This is a genomic window from Pseudomonas sp. TWI923 (assembly GCF_039673365.1).
Taxonomy (GTDB): domain Bacteria; phylum Pseudomonadota; class Gammaproteobacteria; order Pseudomonadales; family Pseudomonadaceae; genus Aquipseudomonas; species Aquipseudomonas sichuanensis.
This window is the reverse complement of sequence record NZ_JBDJLM010000169.1, coordinates 1-1,634: the sequence shown is the minus strand read 5'-3', so window position 1 is coordinate 1,634 and position 1,634 is coordinate 1. Positions and strand designations below refer to the sequence as shown.

The following is a 1,634-nucleotide window of genomic DNA, read 5'->3' as shown; positions in this document are numbered from 1 at the left end:
GTCGCTGGTGTTCTGGTTTGCGGTCAGGGGGCTCTCCGATGCCCTCATCGCGGGGCACGCCCGCTCCCACGGTACCGACGTGGGAGCGGGCTTGCCCCGCGATGGGCCTTAAATCAGATCCAGGAATGGCGGGCTGGCAGGGTGCCGTTGAGGTAGTAGGCGCCGACCGCGTGGTACTTCCAGCGCACCGGGTCGTGCAGGGTGTGCACCCGGGCGTTGCGCCAGTGCCGGTCGAGGTTGTACTCGGCCAGGCTCGCGCGGCTGCCGGCCAGCTCGAACAGCTTCTCGCTGGCCTGCAGCGAGATCTCGGTGGTGAGCACCTTGGCCTCGGCCACCGCGATCGAGGCCCGCGCAGCAGCGGCATCGTCGATGGGGCCGGCGTTGACTTCGTCGAGTACCTTGGCGGCCCGGCGCAGCAGCGCTTCGGCGGCATGCAGGTCGAGCTTCAGGCGGCCGATGTCGGCGATCACATAAGGGTCGTCGCTGTTGCGCTCGACCTTGGCTTCGATCCATGGCCGCGATTTCTCGCGCACGAAGGTGATCGCGTCCTCGATCGCCGCTTCGGCGATACCGGCGTCGATGGCCGCCTGGATCAGTTGCGAGGCCGCGCCCTGGATGTTCGGTACATCGCGCTGGCGCCAGTTATCCACAACTAGTTCGGCGTCCACCGGCACCTGTTCCAGCAGCACGGTGCCGCTGGCGGTGGTGCGTTGGCCAAAGCCCGACCAGTCGTCGATGATGCGCAGGCCGCGGCTGCCACGGCGCACGAACGCCAGGCGCTGGCGGCCTTCGTCGTCCAGCGCCTTGACCGCCACCCAATGGGCGTACAGGGCGCCGGTGGAGTAGAACTTTTCGCCGCTGATACTGAAGTCGTCGCCCTTGCGGGTGATGCGCGCCTTGAGCGTCAGGGTGTCTTTGGTGCCGCGCTCCGGCCCGGCATTGCCGATGCGCCAGCCGTCGAGCACGGCGCGGAAGATCCGCTGTTTCTGCGCCTCGGTGGCGGTCAGGCGCACCAGTTGCAGGATGCCGAACTGGTTCTGCGGGATCTGCCCCAGCGCCGGGTCTGCGGCGCTGATCAGGCGGAACACTTCGGCGATGGTCACGAACGACACTTCCGGGCCGCCGTAGGCCTTGGGGATGCTGATGCTGCCCAGGCCGCTGCGGGTGAACTGTTCGATCTCGGCCCATGGCAGCTTGCGCTGCTGGTCGCGGCTGGCGGCGTTGTGGCGGGCCACGTCGGCCAGTTCACGGGCGGCCTGCAGGGCCTCCTGGTCGCTCTGCAGCACCTTGGCGGGCAGCAGCAGGGGCGAGCTGTCGGTGTCGCTGTGCGATTGGGTAGTTGGCTGGCTGGACATCAGTGCCGCTCCTTGGCTGCACTCAATGCCCTGGCGTTGGCCACTGGGGTGATTGTGATCCTGACCATTCCTTACCTCACAAAAGTTGACTGTGCCGCCTCGGGGTGAGGTCGGCAGACGTTTGCTGGTCCGGTGGTCCGGTCTATATACCCTAATGGCTTATCAAGCCTTTATGAACTAACGCTTTGGAATATATATAGAAGCGGGCATTTGCTCCGCACGTGCTGACGCAATCGCCGGCAAGCCGGCTCCCACAGGTACAGCGCACCCCTGTGGGAG

Annotated in this window: 1 protein-coding gene; it reads right to left on the bottom strand. The window is 66.2% G+C overall.

Going from position 1 to position 1,634, the window contains the following annotated elements:
- Nucleotides 1-113: 113 nt before the first annotated feature.
- Nucleotides 114-1,355, bottom strand: a complete 1,242-nt coding sequence (locus ABE459_RS25940) for an SfnB family sulfur acquisition oxidoreductase (protein WP_323831671.1) — start codon at nucleotides 1,353-1,355, stop codon at nucleotides 114-116.
- Nucleotides 1,356-1,634 lie beyond the last annotated feature (279 nt).